We start from the raw sequence: 24,711 nt of genomic DNA, 5'->3' as shown, positions 1-24,711 counted from the left end.
CATGGCGGCACCACGCGAACAACAAAGCAGTCTTTACACTATTTCCTGGTTTGTTTTCGCCGTGATTGCACAACGCCCGATGTTTCCATTCAGGGAGACGAAGATGGAAGTGATCCAGCAGGCAGATATCATCAAGCAAGCCGACAGGGCCGCCTTCGGCAGTGGGCGCGCCGATCACGCCAATGCGATGATCGGTGAAGCTGGCCTGCGCATCGATCATGCTCGCAGGCGCGGGCGTGGTGCAGGTATTAACCCGACCGGACGTTTCGAGCCGACAACACGCCATGATTTCGATGACGGCTGGACCACGCTTGAGGAACTGCCACCGTTCAAGACCGATGTGCAGATCGAAAAGCCGCGCACGATCATCACCCGCAACGACTCGCCAGATATCAATTTCGACCGATCAATCAACCCGTACCGAGGCTGCGAGCACGGGTGCATTTATTGCTTTGCCCGCCCGACCCATAGTTACATGGGACTTTCTGCCGGTCTTGATTTCGAATCCAGACTGTTTGCAAAGCCGGATGCCGCACGCCTTTTGGAGCGCGAGCTGGCCAAGCCTAATTATCAGCCGAGAACAATTGCCATCGGCACCAACACCGATCCTTACCAGCCGGTTGAGAAGAAATGGCGCATCATGCGCGAAATCCTTGAAGTACTGGAGGCCGCCAATCATCCGGTTGGCATCGTGACGAAATCAGCCCTTGTGGTACGTGACATCGATATTTTGAGCCGTATGGCAGAGAAGGGACTGGCCAAGGTTGCCCTGTCTGTGACGACGCTTGATGCCCATCTGTCCCGTACGATGGAGCCTCGCGCCTCAACGCCGACATTGCGGCTTCAAGCCATCCGCAAGCTGGCCGATGCAGGCATCCCGGCCTCCGTGATGATGGGGCCGGTCATTCCGGGTATCAACGATCATGAGATCGAGCGCATTCTGGATGCCGCCTATGCGCAAGGCGCGCGCGAAGCGGGTTATGTTCTGCTGCGCCTGCCACTCGAAGTAGCACCTTTGTTCAAAGATTGGCTGCTGCGCAATTACCCGGATCGCTACCGTCATGTCATGTCGCTGGTGCGTTCCATGCGCGACGGCAAGGACTATGATGCAGAATGGGGCAAGCGCATGCGCGGTACTGGTCCCTATGCATGGCAGATCGGACGTCGTTTCGAGATTACAGCACGCAAGCTCGGCTTCAATGCGCGTCGCCTGCAGTTACGTACCGATCTGTTCGAGCCCGTAGAAAAGGGAGGTAAACAGCTTTCGCTGTTCTAGGAAGGGCGCACAGAAAGGCAGTACAGATCAGTCTCACCTTGGGTCGACACGTTTTCAAACCCTTTACCCTAACAGCCGTCAATTCAATTTCCGTCTGATCAGTCCTTCAGACGGAGGGGCTACCTGCTTTCACGCCACCATCCTCGAGCAGGGCCCTTGCGGAGAATCGGAAGCGATGCGAGCATCGCCGCCAAATGAAACGCTCGGCTTCTGATTCTCCGCTTCTCTTTGATATCCCGCTCGCGCCTGACTTTTCCGAAGAGAAAAGACTGCTTTCGCGCGGCCTGAAACACATCGTCGGCATCGATGAAGCCGGGCGCGGACCCCTGGCCGGTCCTGTCGTGGCTGCCGCCGTCGTGCTCGATATAAACAACCTTCCAGATGGCCTGGATGATTCCAAGCGTCTCACAGCAGCAAAACGGGAAGCCCTCTACGAAACCATCCTGACCAAGGCCGTTACCGTTTCTGTTGCTAGCCTCAGCGCACGCAGTATCGACGCAAGTGACATCAGGAAGGCCGCACTGGAAGCCATGCGTCGCGCTTCGGTTGGCCTGACCTTGGACCCATGCCACGCGCTGATCGACGGGCGTGATGTTCCCCCTGGGCTTCCCTGCCCGGGTTCGGCTTTGGTTAAGGGTGATCAGCGCTCGGTCTCCATCGCCGCAGCCTCAATCGTCGCCAAGGTAACACGCGACCGGATGATGATCCGTGCCGGCCTGGCGCATCCACCTTATGGGCTGGAGATTCATGCAGGCTATGCGACAGTGAAGCATCGCACCGCCATCGAAGCCGCTGGTCCCGTTCCCGGCATCCACCGTTACACTTTCGCACCCATCAAAGGCCGGTATAGCGTTTAAACAGTCGCCAACTTGGCGGCGAAGCCGAAAAGCAGCGCTGCAAACCCCCAGCGTTGGACCGCCTGTATAGCCGGGTAGCGTTTGAACAGGTTTCCAAGTGACGATCCTGTAAAAGCGTAAATCGTATCGAACAACAACCCAACCATGGTCATGACAGCTCCCAGAAATGCGAACTGAAGCATGATGCTCCCGTTTTCTGGATGAACAAACTGCGGCAGCAGGACCGAACAGAACAACAAGGCTTTCGGGTTCAGCAGATTGGTGAGAAGACCTTTCCGGGCCGACGCCAGATAGGATCGTCGGCCACGAACACCACCGACTGTACCCGCTGTCGGCAGCGGGTGGCGCAGAATGCCTATGGCAAGCCATACCAGATAACAAGCGCCGATAATCCGGACCAACTGAAACGCGACCGGAAAGGCATGTAGGAGCGCCGCGAGACCGAGTGCGGCGAGCGCCACATGACAAGAGCGCGCGATTGCCAGTCCTGTAGCCGCGGCCAGCGCATGCCCTCTGCCCTGGACCGCGCCGGTCTGGAACAACAGAATCATATCGGGTCCCGGAATAAGAAACGCAGCCGCCAATGCACCTGCATATAACCACATTTCGCTCATCAATATCACCCAAATAGACCATGCCAGCCGGTCGGCTATGTGAAACATTTGCTTGGTGAAACTATGCGGAGGTGCATACGCATGTCCTTGCGATTTATGGCGCTGGGCGACCATTTTCTGGTATATTTAACCAGTATCAAAAGATTCTCTGGTGGATCATGCCAAAAATGAAACTAGACGCTATCGACCGCAAGATACTGACCGCACTTCAGCAAGATGCGCGGCTCTCAAATGTGCAACTCGCGGAGAAAATCGGCTTGTCGCCTTCTCCATGCCTGCGGCGCGTCAAGATGCTCGAAAAGGCCGGTGCTATTCAAGGTTATCATGCAGCACTCGACCGCAATGCGGTCGGGCTTGGATTGACTGTTTTCGTTGGCATCCGGGTGGAGCGCCATCATGAGGAAACTGCAACAGCGTTTCGCACCTCAGTGCAGAATCTGCCTGAGGTCTTCTCATGCCATCTTGTGTCGGGAGAATCCGATTTCCTGTTGCAAGTGGTGGTCGCTGATCTCGCTGCCTATGAACGCTTTCTATCCGGCACGCTGTTGCGGCTTCCCGGCGTGATCGACATTCGGAGCAACTTCGCCATTCAAACGGTCAAATCACAAGGAGAGCTGCCGCTTACACATCTGGCAGACCTCAAGGACTGACCTCACTTTGCACCTTCGGAGGGACATCATGCCGGATATTGTCAATGCGGTCTTCGTCGGCCCCAGGGGCATTCTTCTTGGGCCTCGCAGCCCAGAGCGCCGCGCCTATCCAAACCGATGGAGTTTTCCTGGTGGTCATGTTGAAGCAGGCGAGAGCTTTGAAGGCGCGCTCCAGCGGGAAATTCATGAGGAACTCGGACTAACGATCCGGTTGTTCTCGTTTCTTAGTACTATAGAGGTCGCAGATCCGGTCGCGTCATTCCACCTCTTTGCTATCACCGCCTGGGATGGTCATCCTTCCATCCGCGACAAGGAGCACACGGAACTGCGATGGTTCACGCTACAGCAGGCCTCCGAATTACAAGACCTCGCTTTGGAGGACTATCGACCACTGTTCCGAAAGCTGGGCGGAATGGAAACCAGCTTCCAGCCAGATTGATATCGAGTTCAGTTGCGACCAGAAAAATAGCAAAAACGCCGCCCTTCTGAGGCGGCGTTTTGCAAAAACTATATAGGCCAAGATTAGTTCAGGTTCGACTTAACCTGCGTCAGTGCATCCTTGAACAGGTTGCCTGCGAGTTTCGTGTCGACCTTGTCTGCGACGATTTTGCCGGCAGCGGCGACTGCGAGGTCCACTGCTGAAGCACGAACAGCGTTTATGGCATCGACTTCAGCCGTTGCGATCTTCTGCTCGGCGAGCTTGTTGCGGCGTGCAACATATTCTTCCGTCGCGCGCTTGGCGTCTGCGAGAAGCGCCTTGGCTTCACGCTCGGCGGAAGCAACGATATCGCTTGCTTCCTTTTCGGCTTCTTTGCGCTTGCGATGATATTCGGCGAGCAACTGCTGAGCCTCTTCGCGAAGCGTGCGGGCTTCTTCCAGTTCGTTCTTGATGCGGTCAGCGCGCTCGTCGAGCGAACGACCGACCATGGCCGGAACCTTGAGATAGGCGAGGATCGCCAGAAAGATGATGAGGCCAATCAGTGCCCAGAATGTAGCGTCCATTGTCCTCTCCTCAGGCGTTCGAGGCCTTGACGGCTGCTGTTACCGCAGCCTTGTCGGCTTTGGTGCCCAGAAGCTGTTCAACGATCTCTGCCGTAGTTTCCTCGGCAATATTGCCGACATCGTTCATGGCCTTGGCCTTGATCGCGGCGATACGTTCTTCGGCTTCCTTAAGCTTGCTTTCAAGCTTGGCTTCGGCCGCAGCGCGTTCAGCGTCGGCTTCGCCCTTGCCCTTTTCACGAGCAGCTTCGGCGATCGAAGCGGCCTTGGTGCGAGCCTGGGCCAGTTCCTGCTCATAGGCAGCAATAGCGTTGTCGGCATCCTGCTTGAGGCGGGCTGCCTGCTCGAGATCCTGAGCGATGCGGTCACGACGGGTTTCGATCACGCCGCCGATGCGCGGCAGAACCACGCGCGACATGAACAGATAGAAAAGCCCGAAGGTAATCGCGAGCCAAAGGATCTGCGATGCATAATGGGTGGAATCAAACGGCGGGAATACGCCGCTGCCGTGTCCGGCATCGTGAGCGACCCCGGTTTCGGTGTGCACAGCATCGGCTGCGCCGTGCTCGCCAGCAGCAGGTGCCGGTTGCGATTCGGTGGCGGTTTGGGCAAACGCCGTGGACACGAACATCCAGATTTCCCCTTTAATCCAGCACGATCTGATCCAGATGGAGAAGGATCATGCCTTACTCAGACGACATATGCAAAGGCCAGCCGCGTCTGCATCTTTCGACGGAACATGACCAGAAAAGCCATGTTCCAAAAGCTGCTTCGCGGCCAGCCCGTTTCTTGCGACCGTTGATTAGACGGCGAAGAGGAGCAGAAGCGCGATGAGCAGCGAGAAGATGCCCAGAGCTTCCGTAACGGCGAAACCGAACACCAGACGGCCGAACTGGCTGTCAGCGGCGGACGGGTTGCGCAGAGCGCCGGAGAGGTAGTTGCCGAAGATATTGCCAAGGCCGAGAGCCGTACCGGCCATACCGAAACAGGCGAGACCGGCGCCGATGTACTTTGCTGCTTCCGCTTCCATGTTAAGCTCCTTCTGGATTGAATATAAGCGCGGATTTCAGTTCTGGCGGTCGCCCGCCGGCTTGAACTCAGTGTCCCGGATGTACTGCGTCGTTGATGTACATGCAGGTGAGAACGGTAAACACGTAGGCCTGCAGGAAGGCTACGAGGAATTCCAGTGCGGTGATCGCAACAGTCATGATCAGCGGCAGCACGGCACCGCCGATGCCGATTGGTCCGAGCGCTGCCAGCGAAACGACGAAGCCCGCAAAAACCTTGAGCGTGATGTGACCAGCAAGCATGTTCGCAAAAAGACGAACCGAAAGGCTGATCGGACGCGACAGGAACGAGATGATTTCAATGGCAACAACCAGCGGCACGATAATGGCCGGAACGCCGCTCGGCACAAACAGCTTGAGGAAACCCAAGCCGTGCTTGAAAAAGCCGTAGACAATGACCGTGCCGATAACCAGAACGGCAAGCGCAAACGTCACGATGATCTGGCTCGTTACCGTATAGAAATATGGGAAGAGACCAAGGAAGTTTGCGACCAGAACGAACATGAACAGCGAGAAGACGAAGGGGAAGAACTTCATACCCTTCGAGCCGGCCGAATCCCGCAGGCTTGTGGCCACGAATTCATACGCCATTTCCGACACCGACTGAAGACGGGTCGGGATCAGGCCGCGACCCGAAGAAGTCAGATAAAGGAAGCCCGAAGCGACCACGACGGTCGCGACCATGAAGGCCGATACATTCGTGAACGACAGGTCCACGCCGCCTACATCGATGGGAATCCACCGGGAAACCTGGAACTGATGGATCGGATCGTTCGCCACCTTAACCTCGTCTGTCTTCCCTGCCCGAAGGCAATTTGGCCTGCCCGAAGGCGTTTGGTCTGCCCGAAGGCGCTTCAGTCTCGGACCAGAAGGTCCGCTTGTTCACTTACACTTGAACGAACTTTACCATAAGGCTCGTCAAGCTCTATTTCTTGTCGTTCTTTTCCGCGCTAGATTTAAAGTTACCCTGTTCGGCAACATATCCAGCGGAACGAAGCACGTTAAGGACACCCGCGCCAAAGCCCAGAAGGAGAAATACGATCAATCCCCAGGGCGATGTACCGGCGACGCGATCGATGAACCAGCCAATCAGCGCACCGACCACAACTCCTGCGATAAACTCGCTCGAAATCTTCATGGCCTGCGCGACCGAACTTGAAGTCGTCGATCGCTCGTCCTCAGAAGCCGGTTGCTTGAACACACCCTTCTTGGCCAGTTCGGCCTCCAGGCGGTTCAAACGCTGATCCAGCTCCCCGGAACCGGGTTCGTTCTTCGCATTCTTGATTGCACCGGATGGCTTTCCGGGTTCAGTCCCGCGCGCCATTGGCAGCTCCTTTTCTCAAGAAATACGAGGATTTCAATCCCATTTCCAAGTTGCGCGCAACATATTGACACGCCGTCCGCTAGTCAAGGCGGTGCAGGCATTGGTCCAGAAGGTTTTTTATCAAGAAAATTCAATAATTTAACCATTGGTGCGACTCATTTTCCGATCAAAGGATTAGATTGGTCACATTATTGGCTAAAAAAACGGAATCGATTTTGGACGGTCACACCCTGTTTGGGCGAGAATAAGATTCCGCCTTATGCGCCTGTTCGCATTTTTAGTCCGCTAACAAAAACGTGAGTTGAAACAGACCAGCCTCATCATGGAAGGGGAGTGAAGCGATCAGCTCCACCCGCCACCATAGGTCCGGTAGAAGACGTGCAGGCCAATCTTGGCGACCTTCTTCATGGTCGGGGCCCAGAACGGACGAACATAGGTCGCGTGGTAATGGGTGGCGGAGCCGACTTCCGGCAGCCATATCTGACCGGCAGACACAGTCTTTGCAACCTGCTGCGCCATGCGCCATTGCGGCATCTCAGTCACGCGGTGCTTCTGGCCGTCGCAGGCAAAAGAGAACTGGCAGGCATTGAGCCAGTCGCGATTCTGATAGACCACACCGCAGATCGATCCCGGATAGGCGGGATTGCGAACACGGTTGAGGACCACCTGCGCGACGGCGACCTGCCCCTTAACCGTTTCGCCGCGCGCTTCATAATAGACAGCCTCGGCAAGACACTTCTGCTCGCTCTTGCTGAAAGCGGAAGGAGGCAGCGGCGTTGCTGCCCATTCATGGTCTTTCTCACCAATCGGCGGCACGAAGCGGCCTTCATCCGGTTGCGGCTTCAAAATGCTCTCGAACGGCGATGACTTGCCATAGTCCGGCGTCACAGGCGCATAACCAAGGGCCAGCACATCGGGCTGGTCATTGGTAATGAGCTTCGCAAGCTGTGTCGGCATTGCCGAGCGCGGCTTCGGTGGTTTAACCGCATGGAATGCCATAGTGATGGCGATTTCCTTGCCTTCGAGCTTGTTGGAGAAAGCCATTTTCGCGTCCGTCTTTTCCGGCGGACGCGTGATCATGCTGATCTTTTCAAACATGCTGCCGGCAGTGAAGGCCTTGGCAGGTGCCTTGGGTTTTACCGAGACGAGACGACCTGTCTTGTCGGAACGATTGATGCGGTTTTCGTCGGGATTCGGATCATCCGGGCCGAGCTTGGCCGTCTTTTTTCCTCCCGACAGCGCAACGCGACCGATGCCCGGCACTTCGATGCCGTTTGTTGCGATGCTGCCTGTTACAGTCGTTGCATCCACGAACGGCATTTCAGCCTGATGAACAGAGCCGACCGGGGCCTTGGCGACGAAGGCAGTCCAGCGATGCGATCCCAGATCTGCCGACGGCACCAGACTTGCCATGTCCTGAAAGGCAATCGCATTGGAGTTGAAGAGATATGTCACGGCCGCCAGAACCAGCGGAACCAGCCGGTGCGGTTTATGAACTGCCTGGCGTGGCTTTGCCCTTACCGCGTAGTAGCGCCCATCTTCCGGGCAATAGCCCGTGACTGGGTAGTGCCACACCGGCTCGACAACGGCCTTCCTTCGACCAAACAGCGCTCGTAAAGATACAAGACGCACCGCACACTCCACTCACACTGACCAAACTGATGCGGCGATAACGGAGTATTAACCTTGTCCGATGGGTGAAGGACACGCTTGCAGCTCTGGCTAATACAGTCATTATCAGCAGCGCATTAACCATGAACGAATATGGTTAATGCGGGGTTTAAGCATATCGAGCTTTGTAAAAGCCGGGTTGCTGGAGTGAGGAGGCGCATCATGGAGAAGGTTACGGGTGGATGCCTGTGCGGCAATGTCCGCTTTGAAGCGTCAGGACGGCCCTATCGGGTCGGCATCTGCCATTGCCTTGACTGCCGCAAACATCACGGAGCCTTGTTTCATGCGTCGGCGATATTTCCTGAGGCTGCCGTCAAGGTCGAGGGGGAGACCCGAGACTATGCGGGGCGGTCTTTCTGCCCTCGCTGCGGGTCGCCTGTTTTCGGACGAAGCGCCGACGAAATCGAAGTCAATCTCGGCTCACTTGACGCACCGGACCAGTTCAAACCGACCTACGAGCTCTGGACCATCCGCCGGGAAACCTGGCTGCCGCCATTCCCGGACATGAAGGGCTATGAGCGCGACCGGAACGGATCGAGCCGATTTGAGGATTAGATGCCCTCTTTTCTTTGATGGCGGCCGTTCTATTTGCAGCGAAGATAGTATTGTCAAAGTTTCTGGGAGGAAATTCATGCTGGGTTCGAGAATCGCGATCATTGGGGTCGCTTGCAGTTGTTTTGCAGCCATCGCCCCGGCGCAGGCCGATGACTGCCAGAACGCAAGTTCGCAGGCCGCGCTCAATGAATGTTACGGCAAAGCCTACAAGAAGTCGGATGCCGATCTGAATAAGATATTCAAGACCTTGCAGCGCCGTGCCGACGATGCGGACCTGAAGAAAAAGCTGGTCCAGTCGCAACGAGCGTGGATCGCCTTCCGCGACGCCGAATGTGACATGCAGACCTTTGGCGGCGGCAGCATTTCCGGCATGGCCTATTCGATCTGTCTGTCGGACATGACGACAGAGCGCGTCAACGACCTCAGAAAATATATGAAATGCGAGGAAGGCGACAGCAACTGCCCCTTCCCATCCGCCAGCAATTAATCCGCTCAATAAGTATCAGTTCACGCCTTCATAGGCGGTATCGAAGAATGCCTTTTCCAGCTCCACCGCCCGCCGGAAGAACTGCTGGCATTCTTCTGTTGCTGCCGGTCCGACCCGATCGAGTTCGGAGCGCAGGAAGCCGACGAATTCCACGAAGTATGGATTGTCATGCAGCACGATCCATTCGGCGAAAATGAAATCGTCGGGCAGAGGCTTCGGCGCCCTTTCAGCCCAGTCGAGATAAAGCCACTCTGCAACGGTCAGCACCGACAGACATATCGCATAGGAGCCGGATCGCGCAGCCTCCAGCATCAAATCCTTAAATGCAGCGGTTGGCGGCGCATCAGGCGTATCGAAACGCTCGGCATCGGCAACAGCAAGTTTTGCAAAGGCACGCTCGAAATAGGAGTTCTCATCGCTGCTGATCATGCCGATGAACCGGCCCAAGACCAGCTTGGCTTCCATCCTGTCGCAAGTGACAAGCGTTCCGCCAAGGAGCGACAGAAAACAATCAATAAAGCGATGGTCCTGCACCAGATAGCGCGTCATGACATCGGGCGCGACCATGCCCGCATGGATTTCACTGACGAGGCGATGGCCGACGGCTTGCGACCAGAACGGTTCGGTGCCCTGACGAAGATTGTCGGTAAAACGTTCGGCTTTCGCATCGCTTGGCATGAAGGGCCTTCTCCCTTGCTGGTTCGATGGCCAGACCTTATCGCCGTCACTGCTTAGCGGCAATGAGCGTGTCAACACACCCTATGCATAACCGGCAGATTGGTTATGCTGCTGAAATGAAGTGAACATTTTTCTGAGGGGAATGATGAACACACGCCTTTCGCCAGTCCGTTCTGCACTTCTGTTTACTGTTGCGATGACTCTTCCGACAGGCAGCGGCTTTGCCAAATCTGCCTGCGACGGTGTGGCCACGATGCTTACCAAGCAGCAGAAGTCCGACTACAGGTCTCTCATCGCGCAAAGCCTCGGCAAGAAAGTCAAACCGGCTTCCATCAACATTGAGAGTTTCATGCAATATGGCAACTGGTCCGTGGTCCATGCGGATGTTCCGGTGGCCGATCCCGGCTATTTCTTTTTCGACATTTCCGGCAAGGCGCCCAAACTGAAAGACGTCTGGGGCGGGATGGCCGAAAGAAGCGAGATACCAGATCTCATTAAATGGGCTGAAAAGCTCGGCGCCAACAAAGAAATTGCCGCTTGTTTTGCCGATATGGCAACCGCTTCTTGAATTGAGGCGTTGGCTTCACAGACCGTGATCGACTTGTGTAAGCCCCGGACATCTGTGAAAAGGGGTCAACACCGACCTGTCCGAAGCGAGCACCATGATCAAGAAAGTATTCTTCGTCATAGCGATCATCGCTATTGCATTATTTGGCTACACAAAGGTCATGGCCCGGATCAGTCTGGCTGCCCCTCCCCCTGCCGCGCCGCCCGAACAACGAGCCGATGCGATCAGGGTGGAAAAGGCCAACCGTCAGATGACCCTGCTGCGCGACGGCAAGACAATCGGCACGTATCATATATCGCTCGGAAGCAATGGCGACGGTGGCCATAAGCAGCGCGAAGGCGATGAAAAGACCCCGGAAGGGCGTTACGTTATCGACTGGCGCAATCCGCGCTCAATGGCGTATCTGAGCCTGCATATTTCCTATCCGAACGAAAACGACAAACAATCCGCGGCCGCAGCCGGTCATGCACCGGGCGGCAATATCATGATACATGGCCTGCCAAATGGCTGGGGCTGGCTGGCATCCGCCCACCGGCTTTGGGACTGGACCGACGGCTGCATTGCTGTCACCAACGCGGAGATGCATGACATATGGGCAAGGGTACCAAACGGAACGCCAATTGAAATTCTGCCCTGATCCTGGAACGGTTGCAGTCAAAACGGAATGGCTGTAACCGCTCTATCTCTTTGTTTTTGCTTGTTATATCCTGAAAACTGTTCCCATTTTTGGGGATATGATCTAACTTTTTACAGACCAGCGTTCGATATCTCCGCTTTTTCCAATCAGTGCCAGACCGTTGGCGATGGAATCAAACTGGTTCGAGCTGGTTACCACAGCGTCGGGAAAGCGGTTTTCAAAAACGGTACGGATGACTGGCACGAAAGACGTGCCGCCGGTGAGGAAAATGCGGTCGATAGACGCAGTTTCCAGCTCCGCGTTGTCCACCGCCTTCTGCACCGACTGTTCGATCTGGCGTACATCGTCCGCGATCCAGTTTTCAAAATCGTTGCGCGTTATGTCCGACCGGATTTCAAAGTCGTCGGCCTTGAAATGCAGCTCCGCCATGCGCTGCGATGAAAGACGCACCTTCAGGTCCGAAACGGCGCGGTAGATTTCATAGCCGTAATCGTTCTCGATCAGGTTGATGAAATGTTCGAGCGGTTTCGGGTCAACCGCTTGGCGGGCCAGCTCGTCCAGATCGCGGATGGTCGCCGGAGAGTTCATCAGGAACAGCGTGTTCCAGCGTGCAAAATTTGCATAATAATGGTTGGGTATTGTCAGCCTTTTGCCGAAGGACTGGTACTCCATACCCTTCCCGAGAAGTGGCGAAACGGCGTTGTCGATGATGCGATAGTCGAACGTATCGCCTGCAATGCCAATACCGGTCTGGCTGAGCGGCGTGAAGCTGAGGCCACTCTTGTCCACCTCGAACCGCACGATGGAAAAGTCACTCGTGCCGCCACCGAAGTCGGCCACCAGAACGGTGGATTCGGCTTTCAACTCCTGTGCATAGAAATAAGCGGCAGCGACCGGCTCATAGACATAGTGAATATCGGAGAAACCGAACGCCCGGAACGCCTTTTCATAGCGCTGCATGGCCAGCGCTTCATCCGGTGAAGCGCCCGCAAAAATCACCGGCCTGCCGATGACCACGCGATTGCCCTTCGGCGGCAGGCGGTCGCCCAACCGCGCAGCGACCGTTTCGAGGAAGGTGGTCAGAATATCCTCGAACTTGAAGCGTTTGCCAAAAACCGGCGTATCCGTGAAAGACTTCGATGCTGCGAATGTCTTGAATGATTGCAGCATGCGCGTGGAATGCGGCGCGTTGACGAACACGTCCATCGCCCAAGGTCCGCTTTCAACAGTGCGCTCACCGGTTTCGCGATCCTGCCAGAAACAGAGAATCGAGCGATAGCCGGTAATCTCTACGCCATCCTTCGGAACGCTCAGAACCGCTGTTGTACCATCTGGTGCCGCAACAGACAGAACCGTGTTGGTCGTGCCAAAATCGATGCCCAGCGTCACGCCATCAAATGGGCTCTGGTCAGCCCCCTGATCAGAAGGTGTCATGCTACTGCCTTTCCGGGAGTTTTGGGAGGCAGCGGATTAACAGAGGAAACCATTTGGCTCAAGCCCAACACAGACAACAAAAAACCCGGAGCGATCCGGGTTTTTTTGTCTGTGCGGTATTCACTTCTTCTTCTTCGCGCGGCCTGCGAACGGATTGTCCGAAGTCCGCAAGGACAGCCTTATCGGCACACCCGGCATATCGAAGGTTTCGCGCAGGCCATTGATGAGATAGCGCACGTAGGATTGCGGCATCGCATCGGGACGCGAGCAGGAGACGACGAAACCCGGCGGGCGGGTTTTCACCTGCGTCATATATTTAACCTTCAGGCGGCGGCCCGAAACTGCCGGTGGCGGCTGGTGCGCGATGACGCCTGCAAGCCAGCGGTTGAGACGTCCGGTCGAAACACGTCGGTTCCAGATTTCGTGGGTCTTGACGACATTCTCCATGAGCTTGTCAATGCCCTGACCGCGCTCACCGGAAATCGGCACAGCGCGAAGCCCGCGCACCTGCGGCAGCAGGCGCGCCGTCTTCTCATAAAGATCAGCCAGAACCATCTGGCGATCCTCGATCAGATCCCATTTGTTGAACGCGATGATCGGCGCACGGCCTTCGCGAATGATGAGATCGGCAATCTGGAGGTCCTGCTTTTCAAACGGGATCGTCGCATCCAGCACGATAATGACAACTTCCGCAAAGCGGATCGCACGCAGGCCGTCAGCAACCGATAGCTTTTCGAGCTTTTCCTGCACGCGCGACTTGCGGCGCAGACCGGCCGTATCGAACAGCTTTATCTTGCGGCCGCGCCATTCCCAATCGACCGAGATCGAGTCGCGGGTGATGCCTGCTTCCGGTCCGGTCAGCAGACGGTCTTCACCAAGCATCGTATTGATGAGCGTCGACTTGCCAGCATTCGGGCGTCCGACAATGGCGATGCGCAGAGGCTTGGTCGCGTCATAGGCCGGGATTTCTTCCTCATCCGGGTCTTCGATGTCATCGCCGATCAGTTCACCGACGACCTTTGGCGTGAAAACCTCGTCGGCGGCTTCCTCTTCCTTCTCGTCGGCAAAGACACGCTCTTCGCCCAAAAGCTCAACAATGGCATCGCGCAGATCGGGCATACCCTGACCATGTTCGGCAGAAATCGGGCACGGCTCGCCAAGACCGAGCTGGAAAGCGTCATACATGCCCGATTGTGCACCGCGCGCTTCCGCCTTGTTGGCGACCAGCACGACTGGTTTACCAGAACGGCGCACCACTTCTGCAAAGGTGCTGTCGGTCGGCGTCAGGCCGTTCTTGGCATCGACGACAAACAGGATCACGTCGGCTTCCTGAATGGCAGCCTCAGTCTGGGCGCGCATGCGCGCTTCCAGGCTGTCATTGGCAGCCTCTTCAAGACCTGCCGTGTCGATGACCTGAAATTTCAGATCGTAAAGCTTGGCATCGTGGATGCGCCGGTCGCGCGTGACGCCCGGCAGGTCATCGACCAGCGCCAGCTTGCGGCCGACGAGGCGATTGAACAGCGTGGACTTGCCGACATTAGGACGCCCGACGATGGCGACTGTGAAACCCATGGGAGAAGATAACTCCAGAAATTGTTATGTGCTTTGCGCGTCAGGCACTTTGATGCCTGCGCTGCGCATCAGATCGAGCATCGTATTGGCACGCTGGCGGATATTGGCCGGAGCAAGACTGTCATTGGCAATTTGCTGGAACAGCTTGACCGCATCATCGAAACGCTCAGCCTTCCATGCAGCCAGACCCAAGGCTTCGCGCGCGCTTGAACGCATCGGATTGCCATCTGCGGAAAGCGTTTCGACGCGCTGGGCAACATCATCGTAGGAACCGCTGTCAACCAGCAGATAACCGGCGCGCAGACGCGCGACATCGCGCAGCGGATCGGGTACGGCATTATCGGCAGCAACATCATCGAACGCCTTCACGGCGCCGGCGGCATCACCCTTGTCAGCAATCACTGATGCGGCGCGCAAACGTGCCAACACCGGATAAGAACCGTAGCCGGTCTTTTCCAGATCGTCGAGCGCAGCCAGCGCCTCATCGTTCTTGCCTGCCGAGGCAAGATCGAGTGCGGCAAGGAACTTGTCACCGGAAGCGGAAGCCTTGCTGTCGACCCAATGCTGATAGCCGACCCAGCCAGCCGTTCCCAGAACGATGGCCACAGCGCCGCCGATCAACAGCGGACCAAAATTCCGCCAGATCTGCTTTGCCCGTTCCGAACGGATTTCCTCGTTTACCTCGCGAATGAAACTGTCGTCTGCCATGGACCTGCCACTAAAGCCAAATTGATGTTCGTATTTATTCGTTCTGGCGCTTTTAGTCGCATTTCACGCCATATGTAAGACCCGTCTGCGAAATAAGCCACAACACGTGTCACAAAGTGCATTTTGGTCCGACAATAGCCTTATTCAAGAACTAGCTACGGAATTTCTGGCACTGTATCTCCCCCGCTTCGTTTCGTGATTCATGCGCTTTCTGTCCCCCCGCCCTTTTCTTTTGTCCGCCTTGGTTTTCGCCACCTGCGCTGCGCAGGCGGAACCAGCGTCCGCAAAGCCGCAATATGTGCTGATTTCCTTTGACGGGGCACATGACAATGCGCTGTGGACCCGCTCGCGCGAGCTGGCAAGAAAGAACAACGCCCACTTCACCTATTTCCTTTCCTGCGTCTTCCTGATGACCAAACAGGACCGGCGGGATTACAAGCCGCCCCAAAAGCGGGCCGGTTCGTCCAATGTCGGCTTCGCACTGAGCCGCGACGAAGTCGTCGCCCGCCTTGACAATATCTGGCAGGCCCATCTGGAAGGAAACGAGATTGCCAGCCATGGCTGCGGCCATTTTGACGGCACCGGCTGGTCCGCCGCCGACTGGGACAAGGAGATCAAGGAATTTCGCCGCATTACCGCTGACGCCTATAGGAATAACGGCATCAGTGGCGAGCCGGAAGGCTGGCGCGAGCTTGCGCTTAAGGGCATCGACGGTTTCCGTGCGCCCTATCTCGCCGCGTCAAAACCAGTGCAGGATGCTCTCAAAGCCAATGGTTTTCGCTACCAGGCATCCTCCATCACACGCGGCCCTGAAATGCCGATCCTTGCCGGTCAGTTCGCTTCATTTGGCCTGCCGCTTGTACCGGAAGGGCCTTCGCAGCGCCCTATTGTGGCGATGGACTATAATCTCTATGTCCGTCACTCCAAGGGCAAGGAAGTGCCACAGCAATCGGCCGCTTTCGAGGAGCGGGCCTATAAAGCCTTCCGGGCGGCATTCGACAAGCAGTATACGGGCGATCGCATTCCGCTTCAGTTAGGCTTCCATTTCGTATTGATGAATGACGGCGCCTATTGGCGCGCTATGGAACGGATCGTCAGGGAAGTCTGCACCAAGCCTGACGTCAAATGCACCACCTATAGCGATTATCTGGACAGCCTCGACAAGGAGGCCGTCCATGCAGGCTAGAACAGATCTTAAACGCCCTGTGTCGTTTGCAGGTTGACCTGATCGAACGACGGCAGCGGCTCGTCACGAATAGCCGCCTCGAAAGCCCTCAGGCGCTTGTAGATCGACAGCAATTCGATGATCGTCGTCCATGAATTGACGAGATACTGGAACGACCCCTGCACCTGCGAAAAGACATTGGTGATCTGGTTCATCAGACCGAGCGTCAGCTTGCCTGCCACGATCGATGGAATCAGGATCAGGGTCGGAAAGATATTGTCGGCCTGAATGTAAAAAATGCGGGCGACGTTGAAATAGACATAATGGAAGTACAGCCGGAAATAGTTGTGCCGGACATTGCGGAATAATTCGCCAAGCTTGATCGGCTCCGCGCGATCCGCATGGTCTTCACCATAGACCAGCTCTTTGCGGTAGGCCGCTTCGACACGCTGATTGTTGAACGCCAGCCCTGGAAGCTTGATACCGACCAGCGCCAGAAATCCGGTGCCGAAAGCAGCCCAGAAGACAGCCGCCACGACCAATGCATGCGGCACCATGCCCACCACCGGCAGCTCACTGACCTTTTCTGAAAAACTGAACAGGACCGGTAGAAAGGCGATCAGCGTCATCACCGATTTGACGAGGCTGACACCGAGCTGTTCCAGTGTTGTGGAAAAGCGCATCGTGTCTTCCTGCACGCGCTGGGCCGCACCTTCGATAGAACGCAGTTTCGGCCAATGGCTTACATAGTATTCGTTCATCGCCGAACGCCAGCGAAAGATATAATGGCTGACAAAGAACAGGCTCAGAACACCAACCGTCACGCCGATAAAGGCGATCTCGGCAAAGGTAACCATGCCCCAGTAAAAATCAGAAGCGCTGACAGCGCCCGGAGCCGTCAGCGCCTTCTGAACCAGATCATAGAACGGTCCATACCAGGCGTTGACCGCGACGCTGACCTGCACGCCGAAATAGGTGGTGAACAGGATCAAGGCTGATCCAAGGATCGACCAGCGTTGCCATGGGTGCGGTGAAAACCACGCCCAAAACAGGTAGAAGGCGAATGTCGCCACCGCGAAATAAATGTAGAGCCACAGAAACGGGGCCGACCAGAAAACGCCTGCACCGATAATCGGCGCAGCATCGTGCGCCAGAGGCGGCAGACCGAATGCGGCACCCAGTCGCTCCCCTCCTTCGTACCAGCCGAGTATTGCCAGCAGGCTCCAGATGAGCGCGGACCAGAAGAACAGTTTCGGGCGGGGGAAGAATGACACAAACACTGAATTTCAGTCCAACTTCGTGAGGATTTTCCTCATAAGAAACCGGTCGTTGCGCCTTTACCAGTTAAATTCCTGTAAGGTTTCAACCTCGTGATCTTGCCAGCCGCCCAGCCACGATGCCAAGCGCCGCCACCACGACCAGCGACAGGGCTGCTGCCAGACTTGCTGAAGTGAATGAACCGGACTGCTGCGCCATGAAGCCTGCTACCAGCGGGCCGACGATCTGGCCAATGCTGAAGCAGACCGTCATCCGCGCCAGAGCGCGTTTGGGTGAAGCCGGTGCGAGTGTGCGGGCGATCTGCAATCCGAAAGCCGTCAATGCCATGAAAGTGATGCCCAGCAGCGCGCCGCCCACCAGAGGACCGAGCGGCGGAGCCAGAACCACGCTTGCGGCAACGCCGACGGCCTCCAGTATCGCCGTCAGGGCAAAGGCGTTGAAGAGGCCAAGCTTCCTGGCAGCCGGAGCCCACAGCCAGATCGAGGGCGCTGCCGTCAGGCCCGTCACCACCCAAACAGCCGCTTCCATCAGCGGACCGCCATCAGTCGCGCGCACGATAGCAATCAGGAACGTGGCCGTGATCACATAACCGAAGCCGAAGATTCCATAGGCCAGTGCCAGCGCGTTGAAGGCAAAGCTTTTGGGAAGCGGCGGTTCACGCATGCCGCCGTTTCCAACAACAGGCCCTTCCCTGACAAAAGCCGCAACCAGAACAACCATCACGATGGTAAGAACCGCAGCACCGATCCAGTCGGCGCGCCAGTCAAACCCGACAAAGCGGATCAGTGCCACCAGAACGGCAGAAAGTGCAATGCCGCTGCCAACACCGCCGAAATGCAAGGCTCCAAGCCCGGCTCTTTCCGCCGCAGTGACATGGCTCAACACGATTGCCGTGCAAAGGATCATGGTCACCGCACTGATAAAACCCGCCGCAAAGCGGATGATGGAGAATAGCCAGACGCCATCGAAGAGCGCCATGGCAGCGCACAGCAATCCGCTGATGGTCAAGCCCATGATCACGCTTGCCCGCTCAATGCCCGCGGACCAGCCATAACCGGCAACAACAGCCCCCAGCAGATAGCCAATATAATTTGCGGATGCGATGAAGCCCGCATCGGCAGCCGTGAAGCCGACATCGGCCATCATTCCCGGCAGGATCGGCGTATAGATGAAGCGCCCGATCCCCATGGCTGCGGCCATGGCCAGAAAGCCGCCGAACGCATAGCGGACGGCAGTGCGATGCTGAGAGGATACTGGCTTGGCGATTTCTAGGGAGGTCTCGGTCATTGGCGGGAAAATAAACCTCAATCGTCCGGGGACAATTGAATTTTTCTGATCAGATCGATCAGACGGCTTGAGGATGAAATCAATCCTCGGTTCGTCAACTGGGCGCTATCCAATCTGATGAAATCAGATCGGCATTTTACTCACTTGTTTTAACGCACACCTCGCCCGAAAGCCGCCTCACACTTTTCGGCATGGCGCCGATCAAAATGGCTCGCTTGAAACAAGGTCTTGCGAATCACATAAGTGCATGCTTATGTGATTGCATGAATGAGAACGATATATTCAACGATATCTTCAGGGCGCTTGCCGATCCGACCCGCCGGACGATTTTCGAGAAGCTGGCGTCGGGCAGCATGAATGCCAGCGCGCTGCGGGAGGGCATGGAGATCAGCCAGCCCGCCATGTCGCAGCATCTGGCAGTGTTGCGCGGGGCGGGACTGGTGCGTGAGGAGCGCGAAGGCCGCTTCGTCAACTATGAAGTCAACCCGAACGGACTGACGCTCATTGCCAACTGGCTTGCGAAGTATCGCGCCTACTGGCCGGAACGAATCGACGCTCTCAAAACCTTGCTGAAGGATATGGACCAATGACCGACCAGCGGGAAGAACCACGCGAGAAAGGCATTGAGCTTGAATATGAGCTGGATGCCGCTCCGCAGAAAGTGTGGCGTGCAATCAGCATTCCTGAGTTTCGCGAAAACTGGCTCCCGTCCGAAGCACTGGCTGATCAGGAGCCTGCATCCTGCAAGCCCGGCGAGGAGATCAGCTACCGGATGCGGGAAAGCGAGCCGCCCTTTCTGGAAAGCATGGTTACATTCCGCATTGTGCCGGGCGATTCCGGCGGCACCTTTCTGCGCATCATCCACGAACTGAACGACGTTCGGCTAAAGCGCACTGTTGCGGCTGCCGCCAACAGCAACCGGGTGCCAATGATGCGCGCCGCCTAAACTATCTTTTCCCGGAGTTTCTGAAAGAGAGGAGTTCGCGATGCGCGAAACGATGCAGCTCGTCCCTATGGTCGTGGAACAGTCGAGCCGTGGTGAGAGATCCTTCGATATCTATTCGCGTCTGTTGCGCGAAAGGATCATCTTTCTCAACGGTGAAGTGAATGACACTGTGTCCGCTCTAATCTGCGCGCAATTGCTGTTTCTGGAAGCGGAAAACTCCAGGCAGCCTATCAATCTCTATATTAACTCGCCGGGCGGGGTTGTGACCAGCGGCCTCGCGATCTACGACACGATGCGTTATGTCCGTGCGCCGGTACACACGCTTTGCATGGGGACGGCCCGCTCGATGGGCTCCTTCCTGCTGATGGCGGGAGAACCAGGTCATCGCGCTGCCCTTCCCAATGCAAACCTGCTTGTTCACCAGCCATCCGGTGGTTTTCAGGGACAGGCGTCGGATATATTTATCCACGCTGAGGAAGCCCAGCGAACCAAGCGGCTGATGACACGTCTTTATGCCGAACATTGCGGACGCACCTATGATGAGGTGGAACGCGCCCTCGACCGTGATAATTTCATGACCCCGGAAGCAGGGCTTGAATGGGGACTGATCGACCGCATTCTGGAACGGCGGGAAGTCGCCGAAGCGTGACAAGTGAAGACATTCTGTCTTCGGCAATCGTTGTATATGTCGGCCAAGGTGGGTATCAACGAAGGATGGATAGAAGTCACGTAAAAATCCCCGATGAAGCCATACTGGCTCTGGCCGTTCTGCGGGATTGTCTGGGGCAGTCATTGCAGGCGGCCTACCTGCACGGCTCTGCTGTAAATGGCGGACTTCGCCCCGATAGCGATGTCGATTTGCTCGTGATCTGCAACCAGCCTCTCACACCGGAAACCGGCGCGCGTCTCATCGACAAGCTCATGCGGATATCAGGTCGGCATCCGGCCAAGCCTGGCACGCCCAGATGTCTGGAAGTGATGATCTTTTTAACGCAGGATCTCGCCGCACTCAGCTATCCCGCGTGCTGTGCATTCATTTATGGAGAATGGTTGCGCAATGAATTCGAGACAGGGACCGTACCGCAACAGCACACCGACCCCGAGTACACATTGGTGCTCGCGCAAGCGGGTCAGGAAGCCATAAGCCTTCTGGGGCCTGAAAGAGCACAGCTTCTGCCGCCAGTGTCACGTGACGAGGTGCGACGGGCAATTGCTGACGCCTTGCCCGGCCTTCTTGGCAATATTCAGGGTGACGAGCGCAATGTGCTGCTGACGCTTGCACGCATGTGGTATACACTCGAAACTGGAAAGTTTACGCCGAAAGATGCAGCCGCCGATTGGGCATCGCCGCTGGTTTCATCCGAAACTGCCGCTGCCCTTGCACTTGGACAAGCTGCCTATTGTGGTGCCGCTGTTGACGACTGGCAGAACCGTCCCAAGCTCGCACGGCAGGCGGCGGATGAGTTGGCACACCATGTGCGGTTGCTTCTCTGAAAGCCCTCAAGCCGCAGCTTCATCCGGCTTTTGTTGCCGTTCGGGTACTGGAACACTGTCTGGAATATCTGAATGCAGGAAGTGCAGCAGCGTATCCTGAACAGACAATAGCCGGTGCGCACAATCCCGCCAGCCGAATGGAATATCATTTGGAAGGGGTGGGATTCGGCGTGGTTCCTGCCCGTCCTCCAGTTCGCAGTTGGTGATGACCACCTGCAAGGCTTCCATCAGCCAGGGCGGCGGCGGTGCTTCCTTCTTTCGCAACGCATTGCCCAATGCTTCACCGAACAGCAGCGCCGAAGCGTAAAGGCGGATGCCGCGGCGGTCATATCGGCCCGCCATTTCCGTCACTTCACGCGCCACCAGCCGCCCGCGCAACGACCAGCGTGCGTTGCTGCGCGCCAGTGCGATGCCGTCGCCCAAAGCGATCACCGCTCGGTGCGCGGATGTGAACTGGTTGATGGCGTTTTGAGCCCGCACCGGGTCCTGTTTTTCGAGTGCGACAGCCGATTGTTTCAGGCCTTTTGCGAGACGATCGAGCAGCCCCCGGGCGGCCCCGTCGATCAGAAGAAGGGGGTTCGGCGTCATCAATATCTGGCTGAACAGCAGGCCTACCCCCGCGCCTACCAGAACATCGACCAGCCGCGTTACCCCGGCGACCTGCGGCCCCATAGCCAGAACCAGAATCGCCGATACGCCAGACTGGATAGCAATTGCAGGGGCCATGCCGAAAGAGGTCGCCAGAACCATGGCAACAAAGGTCACTATGCTTGTGTGAAAGACAGGAACCGTTTCCGGGAACAGCAGCGAAAATTCCCCCACCAACACGCCTGTCGTGACGCCAACCATCACCCCTATCGCCTGCTTGCCGTGATTGGGCAGGTTCGGCGCCAGGCAAATCACGGCCGTCACCATCGCAAAGACAGGTTTCGGCTGCCCCAGAAGCAACTGGCAGATCAGCCAGGCGATGCCGCCTGCGAAGGAAGCGATCAGGGAATCGCGCCAGCTCGCAGACCATTGCTGAATGACCTTATTCGCGCGCTGCCGCATCGATTTCTCCCTCTGGTTAACGGAGCTATCTATAGCAGCGTTTTCCCGCCTCAAGACTTGAAGAAGTTTTCGTACTGGTCTGGCTTGAAACCAACCGTCAGTTTGCCATCCCAATCGAGAACCGGACGCTTGACCATGGAAGGTTGTGCCAGCATCATTGCCCGCGCCTTGGCGGCGTCGACGTTCTGGCGTTCTTCATCGGGCAGTTTGCGAAACGTCGTTCCGGCCCGATTGAGCAATTGTTCCCACGGAATGTCCTTCAGGAAACGGTCGAGCGTTTCCCCGTCCAGCCCTTCCTTCTTGTAATCGTGAAATGCGTAGTCGATGCCATGGTCTTCAAGCCAGGTACGGGCCTTCTTCATCGTGTCGCAGTTTTTGATACCGTAGATGGTCACGCTCATAACCGACTCCTTTGATCGCTTTGCCGCGATCAAAGGCCATCGAAAGGTCGGTTACAACCTCTATCTGGAATCGTGAAAGATTATGCCCAGCGTATGGCGCTGGCCGGACCGTATGCGGCTGACGCCGTGCCGCATCCTGACACGATAATCGCCTCGCGTGCCCTTCATCGGACGGTCGTTGACCGCGAAAACCACCCCATCACCCTGCCGAAGCGGCACAACCTCCGCCCGGCTTTGCATACGCGGGCGCTGCTCGGTCAGAATGAACTCCCCACCGGTGAAATCCTTCTCCGGCTCGGAAAGCAAAATCGCCACCTGCAAGGGAAATGCGATGTCGCCGTAAATATCCTGATGCAGGCAATTATAGTCACCCTCGACATATTGCAGGATGAGCGGCGTCGGACGGGTCTGCCCTGCCGCATGACAACGGTCCAGGAACTCGTCATGGGTCGGAGGATAACGAACATCCGATCCCATTCTTTCGCTCCATCGATTGGCGATGGGCGCTAGCTGCGGATAGAGCTTCTGTCGCAGATTCCAAATTAAGGCAGGAATGGGATTGGCGTAATATTTGTATTCTCCGCGCCCAAAACCGTGTTTTCGCATCGAAATAACGGTTCGAAATGCGGCTAAATTGTAGTAGCCAGCGGCCAATTCGCGGCATTCTTGCGGCGAAATTATGTCTCTGAGGATTGTGGCACCGAACTCATCCAGTTCGGCGCCAATTTTGTGCCAGTCATAAGCAAGGATGTTTCCCGCCTGCGGGAGTTCGTTTCTGTTCATCCCTGGCTCTCCCGTTTCAGGAGATCGCGCTTACGCTCGACGCCCCAGCGATAGCCGGAGATGCCGCCATCATTGCGCACCACCCTATGGCACGGGACCGCGACAGCGATCTTGTTGGCCGCGCAGGCCTGCGCCACGGCTCGTACCGATTTCGGGGCGCCGATACGTTCGGCAATTTCAGTATAACTTACTGTTTTTCCGGCAGGAATCTCACGCAAAGCTTGCCAGACCCGTTGCTGAAACGCGGTTCCTTGCAGATCGAGCGGAAGGCTGAGGCCGATACCTGGCGCTTCGACGAACCCCACCACTTCGGCCACTAGGTCCTCAAACGCACGATCCGCACCGATGAGATTGGCTTGAGGAAACCGCTTCTCCAGATCGCGGATCAGTTCTTCCGGATCGTCACCCATCCATATGGCGCAAACGCCTTTGTCGCTTGCAGCCACCAGCACGGCACCGAGCGTGGACTGACCGATGGCGAAACGGATATCCGCGTTCCGGCCACCCTGCCTGTAAGCCTTTGGAGACATTCCCAAAATCCCGCCCGAAGCTTCGTAAAAGCGGCTGCTGGAATTGTAACCGGCATCATAGATGGCATCCGTTACACGGATTTCCGGGGCATCAAGCGCTGCCCGCATTTTCTTTGCGCGATGCGCATCGGCGTAGGCTTTCGGAGTTAGCCCCGTGAACGCCTTGAATACACGATGAAAATGAGCAGGGCTTGCCTTCACGGAAGACGCTATTTCTTCAAGGGAAGGCACTTCGTCCGCCGTCTCAATGTAGCGGCAAGCCCTCGCGACCATGTCGGCGTAGCGGGTGCTGTTCTGTGTCGCCAAGGTCTCAGAGAGATGCGGTTTACAGCGCATGCATGGCCGGAAGCCAGCATGTTCCGCGTCCTCGCAGCGATCGAAAAACTGAACATTTTCGCGCTTTCCGCGCCGAGACGGGCACGATGGGCGACAATAAACGCCCGTAGTGCGTACCGCATAGACAAATGTACCGTCCGACGCCTTGTCGCGGTCAAGCACCTTCTGCCAGCGATTTTCATCAGGGTCGTAGGTTTTCATGGTCATAAGGTTCATGTCTGTGTTCCTTCAATATGAGCATGAAGGAAGGCTAATGCCAACGCGTCGAAGCTACACTCCGCTGCTTGCTTTTAAATTCGGAGTAACATTGTCACTCCAAGTTATGTTTCAAACTTCCTATCAAT

At 56.5% G+C, this 24,711-nt stretch carries 30 protein-coding genes; 13 read left to right on the top strand and 17 right to left on the bottom strand.

Annotation, left to right across the window (positions count from 1 at the left end):
- Nucleotides 1–103: 103 nt before the first annotated feature.
- Nucleotides 104–1,276, top strand: coding sequence for a PA0069 family radical SAM protein (locus FJQ48_RS01620; protein ID WP_139973471.1), 1,173 nt, complete (start codon nucleotides 104–106; stop codon nucleotides 1,274–1,276).
- 194 nt (nucleotides 1,277–1,470) lie between these two features.
- Entirely contained in the window at nucleotides 1,471–2,133 is a 663-nt protein-coding gene (locus FJQ48_RS01615) for a ribonuclease HII (RefSeq protein ID WP_139973470.1), read from the top strand.
- On the opposite strand, the gene FJQ48_RS01610 is transcribed toward FJQ48_RS01615, so the two are convergent.
- Nucleotides 2,130–2,747 carry a LysE family translocator gene (locus FJQ48_RS01610; RefSeq protein WP_139973469.1) on the bottom strand — a complete coding sequence of 206 codons (618 nt, stop codon included), beginning with the start codon at nucleotides 2,745–2,747 and terminating at the stop codon, nucleotides 2,130–2,132. The two genes, FJQ48_RS01615 and FJQ48_RS01610, sit on opposite strands and share 4 nt — an antisense overlap.
- 158 nt (nucleotides 2,748–2,905) lie before the next feature.
- Between FJQ48_RS01610 and FJQ48_RS01605 the strand changes: the two genes are divergently transcribed.
- On the top strand, nucleotides 2,906–3,397 hold the full coding sequence (locus FJQ48_RS01605) for an Lrp/AsnC family transcriptional regulator (protein WP_139973468.1): 492 nt from the start codon (nucleotides 2,906–2,908) through the stop codon (nucleotides 3,395–3,397).
- A gap of 28 nt (nucleotides 3,398–3,425) precedes the next feature.
- The gene (locus FJQ48_RS01600) at nucleotides 3,426–3,836 is read left to right on the top strand and encodes an NUDIX domain-containing protein (protein WP_139973467.1); all 411 of its coding nucleotides are present in this window, start codon (nucleotides 3,426–3,428) and stop codon (nucleotides 3,834–3,836) included.
- An 83-nt stretch (nucleotides 3,837–3,919) separates the two neighbouring features.
- Here FJQ48_RS01600 and FJQ48_RS01595 read toward each other — a convergent pair whose 3' ends face one another.
- The 6 genes from FJQ48_RS01595 to FJQ48_RS01570 all read right to left on the bottom strand — a co-directional run bounded on the left by FJQ48_RS01595 (nucleotide 3,920) and on the right by FJQ48_RS01570 (nucleotide 8,419).
- Complete coding sequence (locus FJQ48_RS01595) at nucleotides 3,920–4,399, bottom strand: F0F1 ATP synthase subunit B (protein ID WP_139973466.1); 480 nt, start codon at nucleotides 4,397–4,399, stop codon at nucleotides 3,920–3,922.
- A gap of 10 nt (nucleotides 4,400–4,409) precedes the next feature.
- The gene (locus tag FJQ48_RS01590) at nucleotides 4,410–5,027 is read right to left on the bottom strand and encodes a F0F1 ATP synthase subunit B (RefSeq protein ID WP_139973465.1); all 618 of its coding nucleotides are present in this window, start codon (nucleotides 5,025–5,027) and stop codon (nucleotides 4,410–4,412) included.
- A 171-nt stretch (nucleotides 5,028–5,198) separates the two neighbouring features.
- Complete coding sequence (locus tag FJQ48_RS01585) at nucleotides 5,199–5,426, bottom strand: F0F1 ATP synthase subunit C (protein ID WP_006466154.1); 228 nt, start codon at nucleotides 5,424–5,426, stop codon at nucleotides 5,199–5,201.
- A 67-nt stretch (nucleotides 5,427–5,493) separates the two neighbouring features.
- Nucleotides 5,494–6,243 (bottom strand): F0F1 ATP synthase subunit A, encoded by a 750-nt coding sequence (locus FJQ48_RS01580; protein ID WP_139973464.1) that lies wholly within the window; start codon nucleotides 6,241–6,243, stop codon nucleotides 5,494–5,496.
- Between the two features lie 145 nt (nucleotides 6,244–6,388).
- Nucleotides 6,389–6,787: an AtpZ/AtpI family protein gene (locus FJQ48_RS01575; protein WP_139973463.1), complete on the bottom strand. Its 399-nt coding sequence runs from the start codon at nucleotides 6,785–6,787 to the stop codon at nucleotides 6,389–6,391.
- A gap of 342 nt (nucleotides 6,788–7,129) precedes the next feature.
- Nucleotides 7,130–8,419, bottom strand: a complete 1,290-nt coding sequence (locus FJQ48_RS01570) for a cell wall hydrolase (RefSeq protein WP_139973462.1) — start codon at nucleotides 8,417–8,419, stop codon at nucleotides 7,130–7,132.
- 201 nt (nucleotides 8,420–8,620) lie between these two features.
- Between FJQ48_RS01570 and FJQ48_RS01565 the strand changes: the two genes are divergently transcribed.
- Entirely contained in the window at nucleotides 8,621–9,013 is a 393-nt protein-coding gene (locus tag FJQ48_RS01565) for a GFA family protein (protein ID WP_139973461.1), read from the top strand.
- A 76-nt stretch (nucleotides 9,014–9,089) separates the two neighbouring features.
- Nucleotides 9,090–9,500, top strand: coding sequence for a lysozyme inhibitor LprI family protein (locus tag FJQ48_RS01560; protein WP_139973460.1), 411 nt, complete (start codon nucleotides 9,090–9,092; stop codon nucleotides 9,498–9,500).
- A 15-nt stretch (nucleotides 9,501–9,515) separates the two neighbouring features.
- On the opposite strand, the gene FJQ48_RS01555 is transcribed toward FJQ48_RS01560, so the two are convergent.
- A complete protein-coding gene (locus FJQ48_RS01555; RefSeq protein ID WP_139973459.1) occupies nucleotides 9,516–10,178 on the bottom strand; it encodes a TenA family protein in 663 nt (220 codons plus the stop codon).
- 142 nt (nucleotides 10,179–10,320) lie between these two features.
- Between FJQ48_RS01555 and FJQ48_RS01550 the strand changes: the two genes are divergently transcribed.
- Together FJQ48_RS01550 and FJQ48_RS01545 are read left to right on the top strand one after the other, a co-directional pair.
- Nucleotides 10,321–10,746 carry a hypothetical protein gene (locus FJQ48_RS01550; protein WP_247870275.1) on the top strand — a complete coding sequence of 142 codons (426 nt, stop codon included), beginning with the start codon at nucleotides 10,321–10,323 and terminating at the stop codon, nucleotides 10,744–10,746.
- Between the two features lie 94 nt (nucleotides 10,747–10,840).
- Nucleotides 10,841–11,383: a L,D-transpeptidase family protein gene (locus tag FJQ48_RS01545; protein WP_139973458.1), complete on the top strand. Its 543-nt coding sequence runs from the start codon at nucleotides 10,841–10,843 to the stop codon at nucleotides 11,381–11,383.
- A 102-nt stretch (nucleotides 11,384–11,485) separates the two neighbouring features.
- On the opposite strand, the gene FJQ48_RS01540 is transcribed toward FJQ48_RS01545, so the two are convergent.
- The 3 genes from FJQ48_RS01540 to FJQ48_RS01530 all read right to left on the bottom strand — a co-directional run bounded on the left by FJQ48_RS01540 (nucleotide 11,486) and on the right by FJQ48_RS01530 (nucleotide 15,097).
- Nucleotides 11,486–12,817, bottom strand: a complete 1,332-nt coding sequence (locus tag FJQ48_RS01540) for an Hsp70 family protein (protein WP_139973457.1) — start codon at nucleotides 12,815–12,817, stop codon at nucleotides 11,486–11,488.
- A gap of 120 nt (nucleotides 12,818–12,937) precedes the next feature.
- Nucleotides 12,938–14,389 (bottom strand): ribosome biogenesis GTPase Der, encoded by a 1,452-nt coding sequence (gene der / locus FJQ48_RS01535; RefSeq protein ID WP_139973456.1) that lies wholly within the window; start codon nucleotides 14,387–14,389, stop codon nucleotides 12,938–12,940.
- Between the two features lie 24 nt (nucleotides 14,390–14,413).
- Nucleotides 14,414–15,097: a tetratricopeptide repeat protein gene (locus FJQ48_RS01530; protein WP_139973455.1), complete on the bottom strand. Its 684-nt coding sequence runs from the start codon at nucleotides 15,095–15,097 to the stop codon at nucleotides 14,414–14,416.
- Nucleotides 15,098–15,299: 202 nt separating this feature from the next.
- On the opposite strand from FJQ48_RS01530, the gene FJQ48_RS01525 reads away from it, so the two are divergent.
- Nucleotides 15,300–16,283 (top strand): polysaccharide deacetylase, encoded by a 984-nt coding sequence (locus FJQ48_RS01525; RefSeq protein ID WP_139973454.1) that lies wholly within the window; start codon nucleotides 15,300–15,302, stop codon nucleotides 16,281–16,283.
- A gap of 8 nt (nucleotides 16,284–16,291) precedes the next feature.
- Here FJQ48_RS01525 and sbmA read toward each other — a convergent pair whose 3' ends face one another.
- On the bottom strand, nucleotides 16,292–17,542 hold the full coding sequence (gene sbmA / locus FJQ48_RS01520) for a peptide antibiotic transporter SbmA (protein WP_139973453.1): 1,251 nt from the start codon (nucleotides 17,540–17,542) through the stop codon (nucleotides 16,292–16,294).
- Nucleotides 17,543–17,624: 82 nt separating this feature from the next.
- The gene (locus tag FJQ48_RS01515; RefSeq protein ID WP_139973452.1) at nucleotides 17,625–18,827 is read right to left on the bottom strand and encodes a YbfB/YjiJ family MFS transporter; all 1,203 of its coding nucleotides are present in this window, start codon (nucleotides 18,825–18,827) and stop codon (nucleotides 17,625–17,627) included.
- A 263-nt stretch (nucleotides 18,828–19,090) separates the two neighbouring features.
- On the opposite strand from FJQ48_RS01515, the gene FJQ48_RS01510 reads away from it, so the two are divergent.
- The 4 genes from FJQ48_RS01510 to ant(9)-Ic all read left to right on the top strand — a co-directional run bounded on the left by FJQ48_RS01510 (nucleotide 19,091) and on the right by ant(9)-Ic (nucleotide 21,267).
- Nucleotides 19,091–19,417: a metalloregulator ArsR/SmtB family transcription factor gene (locus FJQ48_RS01510; RefSeq protein ID WP_139973451.1), complete on the top strand. Its 327-nt coding sequence runs from the start codon at nucleotides 19,091–19,093 to the stop codon at nucleotides 19,415–19,417.
- The gene (locus tag FJQ48_RS01505) at nucleotides 19,414–19,773 is read left to right on the top strand and encodes a hypothetical protein (RefSeq protein ID WP_139973450.1); all 360 of its coding nucleotides are present in this window, start codon (nucleotides 19,414–19,416) and stop codon (nucleotides 19,771–19,773) included. The genes FJQ48_RS01510 and FJQ48_RS01505 overlap by 4 nt, the downstream gene beginning before the upstream one ends.
- A 40-nt stretch (nucleotides 19,774–19,813) precedes the next feature.
- Nucleotides 19,814–20,422: an ATP-dependent Clp protease proteolytic subunit gene (locus FJQ48_RS01500; RefSeq protein WP_139973449.1), complete on the top strand. Its 609-nt coding sequence runs from the start codon at nucleotides 19,814–19,816 to the stop codon at nucleotides 20,420–20,422.
- 65 nt (nucleotides 20,423–20,487) lie between these two features.
- Entirely contained in the window at nucleotides 20,488–21,267 is a 780-nt protein-coding gene (gene ant(9)-Ic / locus FJQ48_RS01495) for an aminoglycoside nucleotidyltransferase ANT(9)-Ic (protein ID WP_139973590.1), read from the top strand.
- Between the two features lie 6 nt (nucleotides 21,268–21,273).
- Here ant(9)-Ic and FJQ48_RS01490 read toward each other — a convergent pair whose 3' ends face one another.
- Genes FJQ48_RS01490 through ada form a run of 4 tightly spaced genes read right to left on the bottom strand, consistent with a single transcriptional unit; the run spans nucleotide 21,274 to nucleotide 24,583 of the window.
- The gene (locus tag FJQ48_RS01490; RefSeq protein WP_139973448.1) at nucleotides 21,274–22,317 is read right to left on the bottom strand and encodes an FUSC family protein; all 1,044 of its coding nucleotides are present in this window, start codon (nucleotides 22,315–22,317) and stop codon (nucleotides 21,274–21,276) included.
- A gap of 50 nt (nucleotides 22,318–22,367) precedes the next feature.
- Nucleotides 22,368–22,718 (bottom strand): ArsC family reductase, encoded by a 351-nt coding sequence (locus FJQ48_RS01485; protein WP_139973447.1) that lies wholly within the window; start codon nucleotides 22,716–22,718, stop codon nucleotides 22,368–22,370.
- A 60-nt stretch (nucleotides 22,719–22,778) separates the two neighbouring features.
- Entirely contained in the window at nucleotides 22,779–23,501 is a 723-nt protein-coding gene (locus FJQ48_RS01480) for a 2OG-Fe(II) oxygenase (protein WP_139973446.1), read from the bottom strand.
- Complete coding sequence (gene ada, locus FJQ48_RS01475) at nucleotides 23,498–24,583, bottom strand: bifunctional DNA-binding transcriptional regulator/O6-methylguanine-DNA methyltransferase Ada (RefSeq protein ID WP_139973445.1); 1,086 nt, start codon at nucleotides 24,581–24,583, stop codon at nucleotides 23,498–23,500. Before ada ends, FJQ48_RS01480 begins: the two co-directional genes overlap by 4 nt.
- Nucleotides 24,584–24,711: the final 128 nt, after the last annotated feature.

The organism is Ochrobactrum sp. CGA5 (assembly GCF_006345815.1).
In the GTDB taxonomy this organism is placed as follows: Bacteria; Pseudomonadota; Alphaproteobacteria; order Rhizobiales; family Rhizobiaceae; genus Brucella.
The sequence above is the reverse complement of the archived record's forward strand: the minus strand, read 5'-3'. Positions and strand labels throughout refer to the sequence as shown.